The following is a 20032-nucleotide window of genomic DNA, read 5'->3' as shown; positions in this document are numbered from 1 at the left end:
TACCCGTCGGTAACGGTGATTCACCGTGATTCACCGAGTGCTCACACGACGCCAGTGATCGCTGGCAACAAACCCGCTGATCAGCGCGTTACACCGAAGGACTGGATCTGATCGCTTCTTTTCGGTCCGAGGCGGGCGACGGGACGGCGATCGCCGCCTCCAGCAGCCGGGCGGCCTCCTGCGCCGTCGGCCGCACCCCGGCGTCCGGCGACCGCAGCCGGTCGATCAGCGCGCCCAGCGGCCCCGGTGCCGGCCCGTCGCCCGCCACGGCGGTGTGCAGCAGGGCGCCCAGGGCCCGCACGTCGGCCGCGGGGCCGCCGCCCCGGAGGGCCTCCTCGCCCGGCGGACGGGCGGTGCCGAAGCCGGCGAGGACGACGCGGCCGTGCGGGCCGAGCAGCACGTTGGCGGGCCCGACCGCGCGGTGCACGATGCCGACGGCGTGCGCAGCGCGCAGCGCGCCGAGGACGGCGAGGCCGACGCGGGCGGCCTCGGGGGACGCGAGCGGACCGCGCAGGAGCGCCTCGTGCAGGGACTCGCCGGGGACCCACTCCATGACGATCCAGGGCAGTCCGTCGGGCCCGGCCTCCTCGACGACCACGTCGTGGATGCGTACGGCGGCGGGGTGGTCGACGCGGGCGGCCGCACGGGCCTCGTGGTTCAGACGGTGGGCCGCCCGGCGGTACGCCTCGTCGCCCGGGTCTCCGGGCAGCCGCGGCCGCCTGACGGCGACGTCGCGCCGCGCGACCTCGTCGAGACCGCGCCAGACGGTGCCCGCCGCGCCGGAGCCGACGCGCCGCAGCAGCCGGTAGCGCTCGCCGACCAGCCGTCCCGGGTCCGTCATCAGAGCTTGCCGACCTCCCAGTTGGCGATCACCGTCCGGGCGATCTCCCGTCCCTCGTCGGCGAAGTAGCCCTCGCGCGGGTAGTCGACCGACACCTTGTACATGTCGCCGTTGCCGGCCCGGTAGTACAGGATGCGGAACTCCCGGGCGCGGGGGTCCTGCGTGTCCGCGGTCGTGTACGCGATGGTGTTCTCGGCGGCCTTCTCGCCCTTGTACTCGGTCTCGCTCGGCTCGCCCTTCGGGGCGGGGTCGTCGGCGAAGTTCCAGGAGTACTCGCCGTCCTTGAGCATCTCCCAGTCCGCCCAGGCGTTGGCGCCTGCGGTGTCCGGGATCTCGTTGCTCTTGTCGTCGGCCTTGACGTCCCGGTCCACGACGACGGTGACCGCGCCGCTCGGGTCGGCGAACGTCTCGTTGGTGCCGTCCCAGTCGTCCGGGTGCTTCACCTTCACGAACTCGCCGGGCACGGCGACGCCCATGCCGACCTTGCCGCCCAGCTCGTGCTGCTTCCAGCCGTCCGGCAGGTCGCCCGCGAAGGGGTCGGCCACCACGAGGTACGAGGCCACCGCCGCCGCGACGACCACCGCGCCGAGGGTGATCCACGCGTTGCGGCCCAGCCGGACGCTCCAGCGGGACACCGGCGCCGCGCCCTGCCCCTCGGGCCCGGCGAGCCGGACCACCTGGGTTGGCGGCGGCGCGGGCGGGTTCGCGGCGGCGTCCAGCAGGGCGCGGACCCGGGCGGCGTCCGGACGGCGCGCCGGGTCCTTGTCCAGCAGGCCGGTGATCACCTCGGCCAGCGGGCCCTGCGCGGAGGCGGGCGGCGCCGGCGCGGCGTTGAGCACCGACTGGAGCGTGGCGGGGGTGTTGCTGCGCCGGAACGGCGAGACGCCCTCCGTCGCCGCGTACAGCACGACGCCGAGGGACCACAGGTCACTCGCCGGCCCGGGGCGCTGGCCCAGCACCCGCTCCGGGGCGATGTACTCGGGCGAGCCGACGAAGCCTCCGGTGTCGGTCAGGCTGGTCTCGCCCTCGATCTGGGCGATGCCGAAGTCGGTGAGGACGACCCGGTCGTGCCTGCCGAGCAGGACGTTGTCCGGCTTCACGTCCCGGTGCAGGACGCCCGCGGCGTGCGCGGCCTCCAGCGCGCCGAGCACCTCCAGGCCGATCCGGGCCGCCTCGCGCGCGCCCAGCGTGCCCTCCTGGAGGGCGTCGCCCAGCGAGCGCCCGCGCACGAGTTCCATCACGATCCACGGCTGCCCGTCCACGACCGCCACGTCGTGCACGTCGACCACCGCGGGGTGGTCGAGCCGTGCCGCGGCGCGCGCCTCGCGGCGCATCCGCTCGAAGGCGTTGTCCCGTTCGCGTTCGGGAAGGTGGTCGGGGACGCGGGGCTCCTTGACGGCGACCTCGCGGTCCACGGTCTCGTCCTGCGCGCGCCAGACCGTGCCCATGCCGCCGTGACCGAGCTTGGCGATCAGCCGGTAGCGCCCGGCGATGAGCCGACCGGCCCCCGGGTCCGGCGCGCCGGCCGGCGGAACCGACGGAGCCGGCGAGGGGGCCTGCGACGGTGACGGCACGACCTGGGTCGGTGCCGCGTACGGATTGCCCGGATGCGGCACGGCGGCGGGCCGGTTCGGCGGTTGCAGGTCAAAACTCGTCGGCTCGTCCGCCCCGCTGCGGGGTCCCCCGTTGCTGCTCATGGGTCCATCCATATCGCGCCGGGCGTGTCCCTTTCCACCGCCGGTGCGCGGTGGTCACAGACCCGTGACGCGGGGTGCCGCTTATCTCCCTTTTAGGTACCGGAACCGGACATCCTCAGGTGCCGGGACCCGACCCGGACGGGGACACCGGCTCGGTCGTCGGTGTCCCGGTCAACGTCGGTTCCGGCTCCGTCGGCGGCGTCGCGGGCACCGAGGTCGCCGGCGTACCGCCCCCGTCGTCGCCTCCGTCCGCGAGCAGCGCGGCCGCCGAGACGCCCGCGCCGGCCGCGGCGACGACCAGCAGCACTGCCATGAGCACGCTCCGCCTGGCGCTCCGCCGCGCACGCGGGGGCCCGCCGGTCGTCGCGGCCGCCTCCGGTGTCGGGGGCGTACGGCCCGTGCCGAGGAAGGCACGCAGCATCAGCTGCGCCGACGCCGCGTCCAGCCGCTGTCGCGGATCGCGCTCCAGCAGGCCCCGTACGACGGGCAGCAGCGGGCCGGCCTGCGCCGGCGGGCGGATCTCCTCGGTGACCACGGCGTGCAGCACACCGCCCAGCGAGTCGCGGTGGAAGGGGGACGCGCCGCTGAGGACCGCGCACAGCAGCACGCCCAGCGACCACAGGTCGGACTCCGGGCCGGTCCCGGCACCGGACATCCGCTCCGGGGCGGTGTACTCGGGGGAACCGACGAAGGAGCCGTTCTCGGTGAGCGTGGTGGAGCCCGCGACCTGGGCCACGCCGAAGTCGGTGAGGACGACCCGGCCGTCCTCGGCGAGCAGCACGTTCGACGGCTTCACGTCCCGGTGCAGGATGCCCGACGCGTGGGCCGTGTCCAGCGCGTCGAGCAGGGCGACGCCGATGCGGGCGGCCTCGACGGCGTCGACGGGGCCGCTGCCGAGGACGCGGTCGGCGAGCGAGCCGCCGTCGACGAGTTCCATGACCATGTAGGCGCGTTCGTCGTCCTCGACCACGTCGTGCACGACGATGACGTGCGGATGCCGCAACTGCGCGACCGCGCGGGCTTCGCGCAGGGTGCGTTCGCGGCGCCGCCGGGCCTCGGCCGCGGAGAGGCTCTCGTCGAGGGGGAGCGCCTTCACGGCCACTTCACGGGCGAGCAGTTGGTCGGTGGCCCGCCACACGATGCCCATGCCGCCGTGGCCGAGCCGCTCGTGGAGCCGGTAACGGCCCGCGATGACACGCCCGCCCGCCCCCTCGGTCACCATGCGTCCCATCATGCCCCACCGGACGCACCTGCTCAGAGCCGCTGTCACACGGGTGGCCGACAACCGACGGGCGTGCGAGCGCCGTCGCGCGCGGCGGCGTGGCTCAGCCGGTCTTCTCCTGCCAGCTCCGCAGCACCGCCTCGAACTGCCGTTGCGTGGTCGCCCAGTCGCTCGCCGGTCCCGACATGTTCAGGGCGTACTCGACGCCGTCGCGGGACATGTACGTCTGCGACAGGGCGCGGCGCGGGCCGGGGAACCGGGTGTCCTTCGCCAGCGCGGTCCAGGTGTACTCCCACCGGGCGCTGTCGCGGTCGCGGTAGCCGACGCGTTCCAGGGCGACGCGCCGGTAGTCGACGAGCCGCCCGTCGAGTTGTGCGTCGAGGTCCTGCTGGTGCGCGTACGGGTCGTTGTAGTCGGGAGCGGTGTCGACGGATATGCGCAGGACGTGGTCGCCCCCGTCGGGGGTGTAGTCAATCTGCCGGAGTTCGCCGCTGTCGCCGTCGAAGTCCTTCCGCTGCCAGTTGCCGGGCAGGTAGAGGCTGAAACCCAGCGGGTCGTCGCGGCGCCCCCAGCCGGCCGGGACGGAGCCGCCGGGGCCCTGGCCGGCCGTGGCGGACGGGGACGCGGAGTCGGACGGCGCGCGGGTGGGGCCGGAGCCGGCCGACGAGCCGCCCCCGTCCCGCTGTTGCAGCACCACGGCGGTGCCCGCGCCGATGAGCGCGGCGACGGCGACGACCAGGGCGAACGTGCGCATACGCGTCCGGCGGGTGCGCCGGGGACCGGCACCGCCCGCCGCCGGGGCCGCCGCGTGGCCCGGCACGGTGTGCCCCGTCGGGGCGGGTCCGACCGCGGTGGGTCCGGTCGTCTGCGGGTACGGCGTGGCGGTGGTCCCGTCCGCCGGGCCCGGTGCGCCCGTCGTTCCGGGGGTCCCCGCCGTCCCCGGTATCGCCTGGTGGGTCGTGTCGCCCGGTGTCGGGGACGGCCCCGCGTACCGAGTGGTCGGCACGTATGCCTGGGCCGCGTCGGGGCGCCGGCCCTCGGCCGCCTGGGCGAGCAGGTGCTCGGCCTCGGTCACGTCGGGCCGATCGGCCGGATCCTTGCGCAGCAGGGCGCTGATGACGGGCGCCAGCGCACCGGCGTACCGGGGCTCGGTGGCCTCCTCCTCGACGACCGCCTGCATGGTGGTCAGCGGTGAGGTGCGGCGGAACGGCGACCTGCCCTCCACCGCCGTGTACAGCGTCGCGCCGAGCGCCCACAGGTCGGAGGACGGGCCGGGATCGTGGCCGCGGACGCGCTCGGGCGCGAGGTAGTCGACGGAACCGACGACCTCCCCGGTCCGGGTGATGGTGGAGTCACCCTCGATCTGCGCGATGCCGAAGTCGGTGAGCAGTACCCGCCCGTCGTCGGCGAGCAGCACGTTGCCCGGCTTGACGTCGCGGTGCAGGACCCCGGCGGTGTGCGCGGCGCGCAGGGCGCGCAGCACCCACAGGCCGATCCGGGCCGCCTCCCGCGGGTCGATCCGCTCCTCCTCCTTGACCGCGTCGGCCAGCGAGCGGCCCTCGACCAGCTCCATCACGATCCACGGCCGGCCGTCGTGTTCGAGCACGTCGTGCACGGTGACGACGGCCGAGTGGTTGATCCGCGCCGCCGCACGCGCCTCGCCCCGGGTGCGCGCCAGGAGGATGGCCTGGTCGCTCTCCGAGACGTAGAGCGCGGCGGTCAACTCCTTGATGGCGACGGTCCGGTGCAGCACCTCGTCGTGTGCGCGCCACACCCGGCCCATGCCGCCGCTGCCGATGGCTTCCCCGAGCCGGTAGCGTCCCGCGACGAGCCGGCCCTGCATCTGATTCACGTTGCCCCGCAATGGTCTTGTCAGGGTCAGACTAGGGACCGGCCCCCGCCCGGGGAACGGGTGGGGTGGTATGGAAACCGCTCTGTGACGGTTGTCGCTTTCCGTGACGAGAGGCAACCATCGGGCCGAACTGGCCTCAGCGCGTGTACTGGTAGGTGCCCGAAGCCTGTTCGAACAGCCGGCTCACCTCGTCACGCTCCGCCTCCGGACCGCGGACCTGCACTACGTGGTAACGCCCGTCGATCAGCATGGCGACGTTGCGCACGTACAGCTCGCCGCCGGCGCCGCTCCAGGTGAACTGCCCCTCCGCCATGCTCCGTCCGCCGACCTGGATGGTCTTCAGGCCGCTGGAGGTGGCCCAGCTGGAGGCGCGGTACGACGCCAACTCTGGCTCGGTGTCGCGCTGGTAGGTCATCGGATCGTCGCCGAACTCGGAGGCCCGGTCGCGCCCGGGCACCACGAGGAGCTCGAAGTCGCCCTTGCCGTAGACGACCTGGCCGCTGCCGTTGCGGGGGGTGCGCTTCCAGCCTTCGGCGACGGCGACGCGGAAACCCTCCGGGTCCTTGCGCAGGGTGAACCCGTCGGCGACGTCGGACTGCGTCTCGGTGCCGCCCGCCGTCCGCGAGGCTTCGGGGTCCGGCTTCGGGGACGTCCGGTCCGGCCGGGGCTCGCCGCCGGGCTGCGGCGACTTTGCGGACGGCGCCTGGCTCGCCTCGCCGGCGGCGCCCGTCCGGTCGGCCGCTCCGGCGCCGCTCGTGTCGCTCTTGGGCATGAAGAACATGGCGTAGGCGACCGCGCCGGCCATCGCCAGGAGTATCAGCAGGAGCAGGGTCCGGCCGAGGCTGCGGGGGGAGCGGCCGGTCTCCTGCCTGCCGCGCTTGTGCCGTCCGTGGTGCGCGGGCAGTCCGGCACGCCGCCTGCGCACCAGCTCGCCGCGGCGGCGCACGATGGGCAGCCGGCCCGTCTCGACGGGCGGCGCCGAGACGACGTGCAGGCCGGCCTCGGGCTCGGGCGCGGACCGTACGAGGGAGCGCAGCCAGCCGCTCAGTTCCTCGAACTCGATGCGCTCGGTGGGGTCCTGACGCAGCAGCGACTCCACGACCGGCCGCAGCGGTCCGCACTCCTCGGCGAACGCCGGCGGCTCCGCGCACACGATCTGCACCAGCTCGGCGGTCGACTCCTCCGGGTAGGGCGCGTGGCCCTGTACGGCGCGGAAGAGCAGGGCGCCCAGGGCCCACAGGTCGGTGGCGGGGCCGATGGGCGCGGCCAGCTGCCAGTTCTCGTGCACGGGCCCGGCCTGTTCCGGCGCCCAGCGTTCGGTCACGGGGCCCACCACGGCCATCCGGGTCTGCCGGGCCCGCTCGGCGGCGAGCGCGGTGGCGGGGCCACGGGGCGCGGGGGCGCGGGCGACCAGGTCGTCCCAGCGGGCGGCGGGCGCGGACCCGGCGTCCTGCGGCGGGGCGGCCGACGGTCCGAGGCCGGCCTCCTGCGGCCGGGGGGCGGTCTCCCGCCGGGCTGCGGGCCCCGGGGCGCCCTCCTGCCGCGCGGCGGGCAGGGCCCGCCCGGGCGCGGCACCCGACCCGGCCCCCCGCCCCCCGGCCGGACGGGGGGCGGGAAACGCCGGCTCGTCGGCGCGAGGGGCCGCGGAAGACGCCGCGTCGCCGAGGGTGAGGGGTGTTGTGGCGCCGTGCCAGGAGGTGGTGCGTACGCCGTAGGGGTCGGCGATCTGCCCGGGCGGGACCGGACCGCCGGACGACGCGGGGTCACCGACCGCACCGTCGCCGTGCGGACCGCCGGACACGGCGTCGGCCCCCGCGGGGTGCACGTCCCGGCCGAAACCGGCGAAGTCCGGCCGTCCACCGGCCGCGTCGAACCCGGCACCGGAGGCGCCATCGGGCTCGGCGGAATACTCGGCCCCGCCCGAACCGGCGCCGAAACCCGGATGCCCGCCGCCCGGGCCGGGCGCGGCGCCCTGCTCCGTCCCGCCCGCGTCGGTGCCGTGAGCGGGCCCCGCTCCGCCGGCGCCGGTGTCGTACGGAGAGCGGAGCGGGCGGTGGCCGTCGCCGTCGTCGTACGCGGGACCGGCACCGGTGGTGAAGCCCGGTCGGCCGCCTTCCGCGCCGGGAGCGCCGGCCCGCGAGGTGTCCTCGGGGGCGGGGCGGGCGCCCGGCAGGGCCGCGCGGCCGTTCTGCGCCTCCTGGACGCGGGCCGCGGCTCTCGCACCCGCGCGGTAGGCGGCGATCGCACCCGCGCGGGCGGCGCGGGCGTCCGCGCCGGCGTCGAGTGACGCGGGCGCGAGCCCGGCGGGCCCCGTGCCCGGCTCGGGAGCCCCGGGTCCCGGGAGCCCGCCGACGCCCCGTGCCTCGATGGCGGCCCGCCGGGCGGCCTCGGGGTCGGCGTCGCCCGGCCCGAAGACCGCGGCCCGGGTGACGCCGCCGCCCGGTCCGAAGGTTCCGTTCGGGTCGACCGCGGGGCCCGGCACCGCGGGGCCCGGCTCCTCGTCCGGCGGGGGCACCGGGTCGTACCCGCACAGCGCCTCCTCCGCCGCCCCGACCGCCAGACCGGTCAGCATGACGCGCCCGTCGTCGCAGACCAGTACGGTGCGCGCGGTGATGTTGCGGTGCACCCAGCCGTACGTGTGCAGCACCCGCAGCGCCAGCAGGACGTCGGAGGCCACCTCGGCCGCCCGGTAAGGCGTCAGGGTCTGTTCGGCGAGCAGCGCGGCCAGCGGCCTCGCGGCCACCAGCTCGCTGACGACCCACAGCGAGCCGCCCTCGGCGAAGACGTCGAAGACCTGGTCGAGGCGCGGGTGGTCGGGCACCGCCGCCGCGGCCTGCGCGGCCTCCACGGCGCGCCGGACCACCGGATCGGCCGGCCGCCTGGGCCCGCCGCCGGCCGGTGTCCGCCTGCCGGGGTGCCGGGCGCCGCCGTCCCGGGCCGTGAAGCCGTCGGGCAGGCCGTCCGCGTCGAGCACCTCCGCCTCGACGACTTCCGGCAACGGCACCTGGCGGACCAGGACTTCCTGGCCGCTGTAGGTGTCGAAGGCCCGGCTCTCGGTGAGTTCGTACTCGTCGGACGGCGGCAGCGGCAGGCGGTAGCGGTCGGCGAGTACCCGTCCCGCGTAGTCGTCCACGTCGCCACCCCCGGCAGCCGTCGGTCAATTCCGTTCGTCCGGCGGGCCGTTCCGGCTGCGTACGGTCCGCAAGCACTCACGATACGTGCCGGAGGCAACCCGCAATGAGCTGATGCCAGATATCGCGCGGCTCAAACCCGGGCCCGGACCGGCGGGCCGGTACCCGGGACGCCGGACCCGTCCGCTCAGGCCTTGGGTTCGAAGGTCTTCGCCAGGGTCCGCCAGGTGTCCCGGCGCAGATCGTCGCCCCAGTCGGCGGCCTTCGCGGTGTACATGAGCGCATAGCCCTGGTGGTCGTTGACGACGAAGCCGCGGTCCACGGTGCGGTACTTGGTGCCGCCGTCGGTGTAGGTGAACTCCCAGTCGGCCGCGTTCCAGCCGCGGTACCCCACCTTCTCTATGCGGACCTTCTTGTAGTTGGAACGGACCATGTACCGCTCCTGGTTCTTCCAGTCCGCGACCGGGTCGCCCTTGGGCGTCGAGGTCCAGGCGACCAGCAGCTTCTGTCCGCGGGGCCCGGTGAACCGGTCGCCGGAGGAGCCCGTGGAGGCGAACTTCCAGCCCTCGGGCAGCCCGATGCCGTATCCCTGGCTCCCCCGGTGGGTGGTGGCCACGTCCTCGTCGTCGTCGGACTTCCCGGCGTCGTCCGACTGGTCGTCCGACTGGCCGTCGGACTCGCCGGACGCGCTCGCTCCGGTGCCCGGGGCGCCGCTCGCGTCCCCGTTCGCCGCCGGGTCGGAGGCGGAGCCGTCGGTGCCGGTGCCGCTCTCCTCGTCCTGCTTGGTGTCGCCGCTCGCGCCGGCGGAGGCGACGGCCTTGCCACCGCTGCCGCCCTCGGCGCCCTTGTCGTCGTCGCCCCCGCCGAGCGTGAGGGCCAGCACGGTGCCGAGCACGGCCAGCGCCACGACCACCGCGATGACGATCAGCGTCCGGCGCGGCACCACGTCGGTGAGCGGTGCCCGCGGTACGGACCTGGCCGGCAGGTCCGGCGGCGGCACGACCGGCCAGCCGGAGCTCTTCGCACCCCCGGCGGCATGCGGCGCACCGGCCGGCCCGCCGGTCCCCGGGCCGGACGCGCCGCCGGCGCCACCTCCGACGGCACCGGCACGCGTACCGGCACCCGACCCCGCCCGCGGTGCGGGCGCGGCAGCGGTCGGCCCCGCCGAACCCCCGGAAGCCGTGGCACCGGCGGAACCCGTCGCCGTCCCGCCGCCGTCGCCCGGCCTGGTCCGGGAGGCGGCGGCACCGGCAGCCCCGGCACCGGCGGCGGCCTTGCGCACGGAACGCAGCGCTCCGCGAAGCTTCTCCCCGGCCTCTTCGGCCCGCTTGGCACCCGTGCCCGCGGAACCGCCGCGACGCCCGCGCCTGTCCGGCTGCGGAGGCAGCGGCACGACCTTGGTGGCGTCCACCGGTTCGGCCCCGGTCCCCTGCTCAGGGGCGTGGAGGACCTTGTTGAGCATGGCGCGGGCGCCCGCGTCGTCGAGCCGCCGGGCGGGGTCCTTCGTGAGCAGCCCGTAGATGACGTCCCGCAGCGGGCCGGCGTTCTTCGGCTCCTCCAGGTTCTCCGTCATCACCGCGGTGAGCGTGGCGATCGCCGAGCCCCGGTCGTAGGGCGGAGTGCCCTCGACGGCGGCGTACAGCAGGCCGCCGAGCGACCAGAGGTCGGCGGCCGGGCCGGGCTTGTGGCCGCGGGCGCGCTCCGGGGAGATGTAGGAGGGGGCGCCGACGAGCATGCCGGTGGAGGTGATGGAGGGGTCGCCCTCGACCTGTGCGATGCCGAAGTCGGTGAGCACGACCCGGCCGTCCTCGGCGATCAGCACATTCGACGGCTTCACGTCGCGGTGCAGGATGCCCTCGCGGTGCGCGGAGCGCAGCACGTCCAGGATGGCGAGGCCGACCTCGGCGGCCCGCTTCGGCTCCAGCAGCCCGTCCTCACGGATGGCCTCGGCGAGCGACTTGCCCTCGACGAGTTCCATCACGATCCACGGCCGGTCGTCCTCCTCGACGACGTCGTAGACGGTGACGGCGCTGTTGTTGCGGATCCGCGCGATCGCCTTCGCCTCGCGCAGCGTGCGCGTGATCAGGCGCCGCTTCTCCTCCTCGTCGATGTTCCCCGGGAACCGCAGCTCCTTGACGGCGACCGTGCGTCCGAGGGTCTCGTCCTCGGCGCGCCACACCGTCCCCATGCCGCCTCGGCCGAGCACGTCTCCCAGCCGGTACCGCCCGGCGAGGAGACGTGCGCTCTTGTCCGTACGGGATGTCCCCGCCCGCTCCGCCTCCGACATGCGTCCCCTCATGCAACCCGCCCTGACAGAGCCTTCATTGTCCCTCACCCGACAAGTGCTCTACGCCCAGGGTGCCCGCAGGGTTCCCGCCCGCCCTCCTTACTTCGCCACGATGTCCGGCGCCCCCAGCCGCGCCGCGTCGGCCGTCAGGTCGTCCGGCTGGCGCTGCGACTCCCGCTCGGCCTCGACCCGCTTCTCGTAGTGCTGGATCTCCCGTTCGACCTGGCCCTTGTCCCAGCCGAGGACCGGTGCCATCAGCTCGGCGGCCTCGCGGGCGCAGCGCGTGCCCCGGTCGAAGGTCTCGATGGAGATGCGGGTGCGCCGGGTGAGTACGTCGTCCAGGTGCCGCGCGCCCTCGTGCGAGGCGGCGTAGACGACCTCGGCGCGCAGGTAGTCGTCGGCGCCGGTGAGCGGCTCGCCCAGGGAGGGGTCGGCGGTGACGAGTTCGAGCAGCTCCTCCGTCAACGCGCCGTACCGGTTGAGCAGATGCTCGACGCGCACGACGTGCAGTCCGGTGCGCGCGGCGATCCGGGCCCGCGCGTTCCACAGGGCGTGGTAGCCCTCGGCGCCGAGCAGCGGGGTCTCCTCGGTGACGCTGTCGGCGACCCGCAGATCGAGCCCGTGCACGGCCTCGTCCACGGCGTCCTTGGCCATCACCCGGTACGTCGTGTACTTGCCGCCCGCCACGACGACCAGGCCGGGTACCGGGTGGGCGACGGTGTGCTCGCGCGAGAGCTTGCTGGTGGCGTCCGACTCGCCGGCCAGCAGCGGGCGCAGTCCCGCGTACACGCCCTCGACGTCGTCGCGCGTGAGGGGCACCGACAGCACCGAGTTGACGTGTTCCAGCAGGTAGTCGATGTCGGCGCTGGAGGCGGCCGGGTGGGCCTTGTCGAGGTCCCAGTCGGTGTCCGTGGTGCCGATGATCCAGTGCCGGCCCCAGGGGATGACGAACAGCACGGACTTCTCGGTGCGCAGGATCAGCCCGGTGCTGGAGTGGATGCGGTCCTTGGGCACGACCAGGTGGATGCCCTTGGAGGCCCGCACGTGGAACTGACCGCGCTCGCCCACCATCGCCTGGGTGTCGTCGGTCCACACCCCGGTCGCGTTCACCACCTGCTTGGCGCGGACCTCGTACTCGCCGCCCGCCTCGACGTCCTGCACCCGTGCGCCGACCACCCGTTCGCCCTCGCGCAGGAAGGAGGTGACCCGGGCGCGGTTGGCGACCTTGGCGCCGTACGCCGCCGCGGTGCGCACCAGCGTGGCCACGAAGCGGGCGTCGTCCATCTGGGCGTCGTAGTACTGCAACGCGCCGACCAGCGCGTCCTTCTTCAGGGCGGGTGCCACGCGCAGGGCGTGACGGCGGCTCAGGTGCCGGTGCAGCGGCAGGCCACGGCCGTGTCCGCGGGCCATGGACATGGCGTCGTAGAGCGCGACGCCGGAGCCCGCGTACAGCCGCTCCCAGCCCTTGTGCTGCAGCGGGTAAAGGAAGGGCACCGGCTTCACCAGGTGCGGCGCGAGCCGTTCGAGCAGCAGCCCGCGCTCCTTCAGCGCCTCCCGCACCAGCACGAAGTCGAGCATCTCCAGATAGCGCAGGCCGCCGTGGATCAGCTTGCTGGACCTGCTGGAGGTGCCGGAGGCCCAGTCGCGGGCCTCGACCAGCCCGACGGACAGGCCGCGCGTCACGGCGTCGAGCGCGGTGCCCGCACCGACCACACCGGCGCCCACCACCAGTACGTCGAGCTCGCGCTCGGCCATGGCGGCGAGCGACTCGGCGCGCTGCGCCGGTCCAAGGGTCGCTGTCCTCACTGCTGCCTCCCGCTGTCGGTCGCGTCGGCCGCGCCCGTCGGGCGAGCCCGGTTCCTGGTACCCACCATGCCCAGATTCTGACCGGCCTGCCCGACTTCGGCAGCCGCAGGCCGCAACCTGTGGACAAGCCGGGGCCCGGCGGGGCCCCAGCCTGTGGACAACCTCTCCGCGAGCCCTCGCCCGCCCCCGCCGGCCCGTCGACACTCGCCGAAACTCCGCAGATCAATCCCGCAAATCGGTCATATTTACTCCTAGTCTGACGTTGTGCTCGCCCATCCTGTCCACCGGGCTTGCGCACCTGTCCCGCTTCGGTTACTGGGAAGGACGGCCCACCGCCATGCCCGCAGATCTCGCCGTCATCGGACTCGGCCCGTACGGCCTGCCCCTGGCCCAGGCCGCCGTCGCCGCCGGCATCCCCACCCTCGGCTACCGCACCGGACCCGAGGCCGACCCGCTCACGCCCGCCGAGGTGCGCCGGATGCTCGCCACGGGCTTCCGCACCCCGACCGGCCCCACCGAGCTGGGCCGGGTCCGCACCGCCGTCATCTGCGCGCCCACCCCGCCGGGCGCGGACGGCGGCCTGGACCTCACCCAGGTGGAGGCCGCGGCACGCACCCTCGCCGCCCACATGCGCCCGCACACCACCGTCATCCTGGAGTCGCCGGTGCGGCCCGGGACGACGGAGGACTTCCTGCGCCCGCTCCTGGAGCAGGGCTCCGGGCTGCGCGCGGGCCGCGACTTCCACCTCGCCTACTCCCCCAGCCGCGTGGACCCCGGCAACCGCGACTTCACCCCGGCCAACACACCGAAGGTCATCGGCGGCCTCACGCCTGCCTGCACCGAGTCGGCCGCCGCCTTCTACAGCCGCCTCACCGACAAGGTGGTCCGCGCGCGGGGCCCGCGGGAGGCGGAGACGGTGCAGCTCCTGGAGACCAACTTCCGGCACGTGAACATCGCCCTGGTCAACGAGATGGCCGTGCTCTGCGACGACCTCGGCGTCGACCTGTGGGACGTCCTGCGCTGCGCGGAGACCAAGCCCTTCGGCTTCCAGGCCTTCCGCCCGGGACCCGGCGTCGGCGGCCACTCCGTCGCCCAGGACCTGACCGGCCGGGCCCCGCACAGCCTGCGCATGGTGGAGCTGGCCCAGCAGGTCAACGCCCAGATGCCCCGCTACGTCGTCCAGCGCGCCGCCGCCCTCCTCAACGAGCACGGCAAGTCCGCGCGCGGCGCCCGCATCCTCCTCCTCGGCGTCACCTACAAGGCCGACCTCGCCGACCAGCAGGCCACCCCGGCCGAGGAGATCGCGACCCGCCTGATGTCCATGGGCGCGGCCGTGAGCTACCACGACCCGCACATCCCGTCCTGGAACGTCGCCGACCGCCCCGTCCCCCGCGCCGACTCCCTCTACGAGGCCGCCGCCGACGCCGACCTCACGATCCTTCTCCAGCAGCACCGCACGTACGACCTCCAGGGCCTCTCGGTCAAGGCCCAGCTCCTCCTGGACACGCGGGGCGCCACACCCACGGGGGCGGCGCACCGGTTGTGAGACGGGGGCGCACGGGGGTGACCGTGCCACGGGGTTGGTGGTGAGAGGGCGGCTGCGCCGGTACGGTGGGGAGCGGCGGGAGCCCACCGCAGTGGGCCTGCGGCAGGCTCCCGAGAAGTGAACGGAGTGTCCACCCCTATTTCTCTTAGGGGTGGCCGCTCACTTCCCGTAAATCCGCAGAATCCACCTCCTCCGGAGCTTCACCATCCGCAGACGGATCCGGTCCCAGCGGGTGGGCTTGCGGTGACGGCCCATGGCACGCCCCCTTCCACGATGCCGCCCATATCCCGGTGAGGCGGTCCGTCTGGAATTCGGGCCGGGCCCCGAGGAGCGGGGTCCGGAACGGTTCCTTGGAAGGGGGCGCCCCAGAGAACTGGGTCGCCGAGCAGGGACATTACCGATCCGGCACGGCCCACTCCGGCGTATTCGCCCCGAACGCCACCGCACGCCCCGCGCCGCGTCACGCGCCCCCTCAAGAGCCCCCGAGCACGCGAAAGGGGCCGGTCACCCACCAGGTGGCCGGCCCCTTCACGTGCCGTGGCGGCTACCGCCGGTGCTGCGAGTCCGCGACCGTCACCTCGACGCGCTGGAACTCCTTCAGCTCGCTGTAGCCGGTGGTGGCCATGGCGCGGCGCAGGGCGCCGAAGAAGTTCATCGAGCCGTCCGGGGTGCGGGACGGGCCGGTGAGGACCTCCTCGATGGTGCCGACCGTGCCGAGGTCGACCTTCTGGCCGCGCGGCAGCTCCACGTTGACGGCCTCCATGCCCCAGTGGTGGCCCTTGCCCGGCGCGTCGGTCGCGCGGGCCAGCGGGGAGCCCATCATCACGGAGTCCGCGCCGCAGGCGATCGCCTTGGGGAGGTCGCCGGACCAGCCGACGCCGCCGTCGGCGATGACGTGGACGTACCGGCCGCCGGACTCGTCCATGTAGTCCCGGCGGGCCGCGGCCACGTCGGCGACCGCGGTGGCCATGGGCACCTGGATGCCCAGCACGTTGCGCGTGGTGTGGGCGGCACCGCCGCCGAAGCCGACGAGGACGCCCGCGGCGCCGGTGCGCATCAGGTGCAGGGCGGCGGTGTAGGTGGCGCAGCCGCCGACGATCACCGGGACGTCGAGCTCGTAGATGAACTGCTTCAGGTTGAGCGGCTCGTGCGAGCCGGAGACGTGCTCCGCGGAGACCGTGGTGCCGCGGATGACGAAGATGTCGACGCCCGCGTCCACGACGGCCTTGGAGAACTGGGCCGTGCGCTGCGGGGAGAGCGCGGCGGCGGTGACCACGCCCGAGTCGCGCACCTCCTTGATGCGCTGCCCGATCAGCTCCTCCTGGATGGGAGCGGCGTAGATCTCCTGGAGGCGGCGGGTCGCGGTGTCCGCGTCGAGGCCGACGACCTCGTCGAGCAGCGGCTGCGGGTCCTCGTGCCGGGTCCAGAGCCCTTCCAGGTTGAGGACGCCGAGGCCGCCCAGCTCGCCGATGCGGATGGCGGTGGCCGGGGAGACGACCGAGTCCATGGGAGCGGCCAGGAACGGCAGCTCGAAGCGGTAGGCGTCGATCTGCCAGGCGATCGAGACCTCCTTCGGGTCCCGCGTACGGCGGCTGGGGACGACGGCGATGTCGTCGAAGGCGTACGCCCGGCGGCCGCGCTTGCCGCGCCCGATCTCGATCTCAGTCACGTCTGTGGCCTTTCCCTGATGCGTTGCAGCGCCTTCCAGTATCCCCGACGGGCGCGCCGGGGCACCGCAGAGGGCGGCCCCGGATGTTCCGGAGCCGCCCTCGGGAGGCCGCTGCCTGCTGTGCTTACTTGCTGCGGCTGTAGTTCGGCGCCTCGACCGTCATCTGGATGTCGTGCGGGTGGCTCTCCTTGAGGCCCGCCGAGGTGATCCGGACGAAGCGGCCCTTGGACTCCATCTCCTCGATGGTGGCGGCGCCCACGTAACCCATGGTCTGGCGCAGGCCGCCGACGAGCTGGTGCAGGACGTTGGCGAGCGGGCCCCGGTAGGGGACCTGGCCCTCGATGCCCTCGGGCACGAGCTTGTCGTCGGAGGCGACCTCGGCCTGGAAGTAGCGGTCCTTCGAGTACGACCGGCCCTGGCCGCGGGACTGCATGGCGCCCAGCGAACCCATGCCGCGGTACGACTTGAACTGCTTGCCGTTGATGAACTGCAGCTCGCCCGGCGACTCCTCGCAGCCCGCCAGCAGGCTGCCCAGCATCACGGTGTCGGCGCCGGCGGCGAGCGCCTTGCCGATGTCGCCCGAGTACTGGAGGCCGCCGTCGCCGATCAGGGGCACTCCGGCGGCGCGGGCGGCGAGGGAGGCCTCGTAGATCGCGGTGACCTGCGGGACGCCGATGCCGGCGACCACACGGGTCGTACAGATGGAGCCGGGGCCGACGCCGACCTTGATGCCGTCGACGCCCGCGTCGATCAGGGCCTGGGCGCCGTCGCGGGTGGCGACGTTGCCCCCGACGACGTCGATGCCGACGCTCGACTTGATCTTCGACATCCAGCTCAGCGCGTTGCTGTTGTGGCCGTGCGAGGTGTCGACGACGAGGAAGTCCACCCCGGCCTCGGCGAGGGCCTGGGCGCGGTCGAGTGCCTCGGGGCTGGCGCCCACGGCGGCGCCGACGAGCAGGCGGCCCTTCGCGTCCTTGGCGGAGTGCGGGTACTGCTCGGCCTTGACGAAGTCCTTGACCGTGATCAGGCCCTTGAGGATGCCGTCGCCGTCGACCAGCGGAAGCTTCTCGATCTTGTGGCGGCGCAGCAGCTCCATGGCGTCCACGCCGGAGATGCCGACCTGGCCGGTGACCAGCGGCATCGGCGTCATCACCTCGCGCACCTGCCGGGTGCGGTCGGTCTCGAAGGCCATGTCGCGGTTGGTGACGATGCCGAGCAGCTTGCCCGCGCCGTCGGTGACCGGGACGCCGCTGATGCGGAACTTGGCGCACAGGGCGTCGGCCTCGCCGAGGGTGGCGTCCGGGTGGATGGTGATGGGGTTGGCCACCATGCCCGACTCGGAGCGCTTCACCAGGTCGACCTGGTTGGCCTGGTCCTCGATGGACAGGTTGCGGTGCAGGACGCCGACGCCGCCCTGGCGGGCCATGGAGATGGCCATCCGGGACTCGGTCACCTTGTCCATGGCCGCGGAGAGCAGCGGGATGTTGACCCGCACGTTGCGGGAGATGCGGGACGAGGTGTCGACCGCGTTCGGAAGCACCGCGGAGGCGCCCGGCAGCAGCAGCACGTCGTCGTAGGTCAGCCCGAGTGTCGCGAATTTCTCGGGCACTCCGTCGACGTTGGCAGTCATGACACCTTCCCCAAATGGCCTTGATCGGTGCGGATGTCCATGCTAACGGGAAGTGGACGTGGGTCATTCCACGATCAAGGAAGCGTGCGACCTTCGTACTTTTGCACGAGTGGGGTCGGTGCCCGAACTACTGCTCCGCCAGTGCCCGCAGCCGGCTCAGCGCCCGGTGCTGGGCGACCCGCACGGCCCCCGGTGACATTCCCAACATCTGCCCGGTCTCCTCGGCCGTGAGACCGACCGCGATGCGCAGCAGGAGCAGCTCGCGCTGGTTCTGCGGCAGGTTGGCCAGCAGTTTCTTGGCCCAGGCGGCGTCGCTGTTGAGCAGCGCCCGCTCCTCGGGGCCCAGGGAGTCGTCCGGCCGCTCGGGCATCTCGTCGGACGGGACGGCCGTGGAGCCGGGGTGGCGCATCGCGGCGCGCTGGAGGTCGGCGACCTTGTGGGCGGCGATGGCGAAGACGAACGCCTCGAAGGGGCGTCCGGTGTCCTTGTAGCGGGGCAGCGCGAGCAGCACCGCGACGCAGACCTCCTGGGCGAGGTCCTCGACGAAGTGCCGGGCGTCGCCGGGCAGCCGGGACAGCCGCGTGCGGCAGTAGCGCAGCGCCAGGGGGTGGACATGGGCGAGCAGGTCGTGCGTGGCCTGCTCGTCCCCGTCCACGGCGCGGTGGACGAGCCCACCGACCGTCCCCTGGTCCGGGGGCGCCTCGTCGTCACGCATCGGTCCATCGTGCCTTGCGGCCGTCCGATCCGTGGCTCCGTGCCCGTTGTTGTGCACCGAAGCGTTATGAGCAGGTGCGCCGGAACTCATCCCCTGCGCCCTCCCCTTCCGCTCGACCGACTCGTCCCCGAGGAACTCCACACCTCAAGGATGCGTCATCCGCGGCGAAACGAGCAGCGGGCACCCGGCGGGTCGCCTTGTCACCCCCGCTCACCTCGCGATAAGCGGGGACCGCCGGCTCCCCGACGGGCCCTCTCGGACTCCATCGCACGGGGGCTCCCCAGGACCTAGCGGACCAGGCCCCACCGGAAGCCGAGCGCCACGGCGTGCGCCCGGTCCGAGGCGCCGAGCTTCTTGAAGAGCCGACGGGCGTGGGTCTTGACGGTGTCCTCGGAGAGGAACAGCTCGCGGCCGATCTCCGCGTTGGAGCGGCCGTGGCTCATGCCCTCCAGGACCTGGATCTCACGCGCGGTGAGCGTGGGCGCGGCGCCCATCTCGGCCGAGCGCAGCCGACGCGGGGCGAGCCGCCAGGTCGGGTCGGCGAGGGCCTGGGTCACGGTGGCGCGCAGCTCGGCGCGCGAGGCGTCCTTGTGCAGATAGCCACGGGCACCGGCGGCGACCGCGAGGGCCACGCCGTCCAGGTCCTCGGCGACGGTGAGCATGATGATGCGCGCGCCGGGGTCCGCGGACAGCAGCCGCCGGACGGTCTCGACGCCGCCCAGACCGGGCATGCGCACGTCCATCAGAATCAGGTCCGAGCGGTCGGCTCCCCAGCGGCGGAGGACTTCCTCGCCGTTGGCGGCCGTCGTCACGCGCTCGACGCCGGGCACGGTCGCGACCGCGCGGCGGAGCGCCTCTCGGGCAAGCGGGGAGTCGTCGCAGACGAGGACGGAAGTCATGGCCGTCCTCCGCAGCTCTTGCGCGTCACGTTGAGCCTCCAGGCTGGTACGAAATCGTCACCTGTGCGGTCGACCGTCCCGGACGCCCGCCCGAGCACTTGTTCCTTCAACCGCCTCCGCACTCTCAACGATGGTCACTCGAAAGAGTTACGGGGCTGTGTGTCGTCTTCGGCACTCTACGTGAGGGGGTCGCCACGCAGCAGACATGCGTGGCGACCCGCGCCGTTTCATCACAAGCGGTGCCCCATTCAGCCGCTTTTCTTCCACTTCGCTGGTGTCTGCGGCTAGATTCGCAATGAGTCATATTTTCATCTCCTTAGATCGTAGTTGTACGGTCGTGGACACCGTATCCACCCAGAACGGCTACAAGGGGTCACGCAATGGCAGATTTCTCCCGCCTTCCCGGACCGAACGCGGACCTGTGGGACTGGCAGCTCCTGGCTGCGTGCCGCGGGGTGGACAGTTCGCTCTTCTTCCATCCGGAAGGCGAACGCGGTGCGGCACGGAGTGCTCGCGAGAACTCGGCCAAGGAGGTCTGCATGAGGTGCCCGGTCCGCGCCGAGTGCGCGGCGCACGCGCTGGCGGTGCGTGAGCCGTACGGCGTCTGGGGCGGACTGACCGAGGACGAGCGCGAGGAGCTCATGGGACGGGCCCGCAACCGCCTGGTGGCGGCGACGGCCTCGGCCGGCGGGGAGGCGGCCGCACCTCACTGAAGGAACGTTTCTCTGGAAGAACGC

13 protein-coding genes are annotated in these 20032 nt (G+C 73.7%); 2 read left to right on the top strand and 11 right to left on the bottom strand.

The window, feature by feature from the left end:
* Positions 1 to 88: 88 nt before the first annotated feature.
* From ACIQFU_RS04525 to ACIQFU_RS04495, 7 genes are all read right to left on the bottom strand, one after another.
* Entirely contained in the window at positions 89 to 841 is a 753-nt protein-coding gene (locus tag ACIQFU_RS04525; protein ID WP_402548892.1) for a serine/threonine-protein kinase, read from the bottom strand.
* Entirely contained in the window at positions 841 to 2538 is a 1698-nt protein-coding gene (locus ACIQFU_RS04520) for a serine/threonine-protein kinase (RefSeq protein ID WP_402548891.1), read from the bottom strand. The genes ACIQFU_RS04525 and ACIQFU_RS04520 overlap by 1 nt, the downstream gene beginning before the upstream one ends.
* Positions 2539 to 2653: 115 nt before the next feature.
* Positions 2654 to 3769: a serine/threonine-protein kinase gene (locus tag ACIQFU_RS04515; RefSeq protein WP_402549249.1), complete on the bottom strand. Its 1116-nt coding sequence runs from the start codon at positions 3767 to 3769 to the stop codon at positions 2654 to 2656.
* Positions 3770 to 3863: 94 nt separating this feature from the next.
* Positions 3864 to 5603: a serine/threonine-protein kinase gene (locus ACIQFU_RS04510; protein WP_402548890.1), complete on the bottom strand. Its 1740-nt coding sequence runs from the start codon at positions 5601 to 5603 to the stop codon at positions 3864 to 3866.
* Positions 5604 to 5748: 145 nt separating this feature from the next.
* Positions 5749 to 8745: a protein kinase gene (locus ACIQFU_RS04505; protein WP_402548889.1), complete on the bottom strand. Its 2997-nt coding sequence runs from the start codon at positions 8743 to 8745 to the stop codon at positions 5749 to 5751.
* A gap of 185 nt (positions 8746 to 8930) precedes the next feature.
* On the bottom strand, positions 8931 to 11030 hold the full coding sequence (locus ACIQFU_RS04500) for a serine/threonine-protein kinase (RefSeq protein WP_402549248.1): 2100 nt from the start codon (positions 11028 to 11030) through the stop codon (positions 8931 to 8933).
* A gap of 99 nt (positions 11031 to 11129) precedes the next feature.
* Positions 11130 to 12836 carry a glycerol-3-phosphate dehydrogenase/oxidase gene (locus tag ACIQFU_RS04495; RefSeq protein ID WP_402548887.1) on the bottom strand — a complete coding sequence of 569 codons (1707 nt, stop codon included), beginning with the start codon at positions 12834 to 12836 and terminating at the stop codon, positions 11130 to 11132.
* Positions 12837 to 13173: 337 nt separating this feature from the next.
* Here ACIQFU_RS04495 and ACIQFU_RS04490 point away from each other — a divergent pair, with 337 nt between their 5' ends.
* A complete protein-coding gene (locus ACIQFU_RS04490) occupies positions 13174 to 14382 on the top strand; it encodes a nucleotide sugar dehydrogenase (RefSeq protein ID WP_402548885.1) in 1209 nt (402 codons plus the stop codon).
* 544 nt (positions 14383 to 14926) lie between these two features.
* Here the strand turns inward: ACIQFU_RS04490 and ACIQFU_RS04485 are convergent.
* The 4 genes from ACIQFU_RS04485 to ACIQFU_RS04470 all read right to left on the bottom strand — a co-directional run bounded on the left by ACIQFU_RS04485 (position 14927) and on the right by ACIQFU_RS04470 (position 19295).
* Positions 14927 to 16051, bottom strand: a complete 1125-nt coding sequence (locus ACIQFU_RS04485) for a GuaB3 family IMP dehydrogenase-related protein (protein ID WP_402548883.1) — start codon at positions 16049 to 16051, stop codon at positions 14927 to 14929.
* Between the two features lie 124 nt (positions 16052 to 16175).
* On the bottom strand, positions 16176 to 17681 hold the full coding sequence (guaB, locus tag ACIQFU_RS04480) for an IMP dehydrogenase (protein ID WP_402548881.1): 1506 nt from the start codon (positions 17679 to 17681) through the stop codon (positions 16176 to 16178).
* Positions 17682 to 17808: 127 nt separating this feature from the next.
* Positions 17809 to 18396, bottom strand: a complete 588-nt coding sequence (locus ACIQFU_RS04475; protein ID WP_030400271.1) for a sigma-70 family RNA polymerase sigma factor — start codon at positions 18394 to 18396, stop codon at positions 17809 to 17811.
* Between the two features lie 287 nt (positions 18397 to 18683).
* Complete coding sequence (locus tag ACIQFU_RS04470; RefSeq protein ID WP_003948568.1) at positions 18684 to 19295, bottom strand: response regulator transcription factor; 612 nt, start codon at positions 19293 to 19295, stop codon at positions 18684 to 18686.
* A gap of 380 nt (positions 19296 to 19675) precedes the next feature.
* Here ACIQFU_RS04470 and ACIQFU_RS04465 point away from each other — a divergent pair, with 380 nt between their 5' ends.
* Entirely contained in the window at positions 19676 to 20008 is a 333-nt protein-coding gene (locus tag ACIQFU_RS04465; RefSeq protein WP_381592870.1) for a WhiB family transcriptional regulator, read from the top strand.
* Positions 20009 to 20032 lie beyond the last annotated feature (24 nt).

Source organism: Streptomyces sp. NPDC093065 (assembly GCF_044754585.1).
In the GTDB taxonomy this organism is placed as follows: Bacteria; Actinomycetota; Actinomycetes; order Streptomycetales; family Streptomycetaceae; genus Streptomyces.
This window is presented reverse-complemented; position numbering and strand designations above follow the sequence as displayed.